At 68.4% G+C, this 588-nt stretch carries 1 protein-coding gene; it reads left to right on the top strand.

Going from position 1 to position 588, the window contains the following annotated elements:
- Positions 1–258: 258 nt before the first annotated feature.
- On the top strand, positions 259–588 hold a 330-nt coding region (locus NS334_RS18920; protein ID WP_206542712.1), incomplete at its 3' end, for a hypothetical protein.

The raw sequence follows: 588 nt of genomic DNA, 5'->3' as shown, positions 1-588 counted from the left end.
CCCCTACCCTGGCCGGCATCGGAGAGTTTGGCCCTGAAATTCGTGGCGCACCATTTGTGGGATCCAGCCAGGCGCGAGGCCGATTCACGGCACGGCATGCCGGCTGACGTGACGGCGGCACTTCGGGCGGCCGACGTGCTGCGAGCCGCGGGGCCGCATGCGCCGTCAACCGTCAAGCGCCGACTAGCGAGCTGGGGGGCGTTGCATCGTTGGAAAGGGCAGGAGGGTCCGTTCGCCTCGCCGAGTCTTCGGTCGGCGTTGAGGCTGGCGGTCCGCGCCTCCGGCCGTCCGCGCAAACGGAAGAGCCAGCGCGCGGTCACCCGCGATGTCTTGGATCGCCTGCTGCAAACCTGCTCGTCGGACCGACTCGCTGACCCCCGCGATCTGGCGATTCTGCTGCTGGCGTTCGCCTCCGGCGGTCGCCGCAGGAGCGAGGTCGCTCGACTTCGGGTCGAGCAGTTAACCGACGAGCCAGGCGTTCCGCTTGATCCCCGTGACCCGAACTCTCCGATCCTGCCTTGTGTCTCGATCCAGCTTGGGCGCACCAAGACCGGCGACGCCGACGACGAGGGTAGGGTGTTCCTGGTC

This window comes from Sphingomonas endophytica (genome assembly GCF_001476895.1).
GTDB classification, from domain to species: Bacteria; Pseudomonadota; Alphaproteobacteria; order Sphingomonadales; family Sphingomonadaceae; genus Sphingomonas; species Sphingomonas endophytica_A.
The sequence above is the reverse complement of the archived record's forward strand: the minus strand, read 5'-3'. Positions and strand labels throughout refer to the sequence as shown.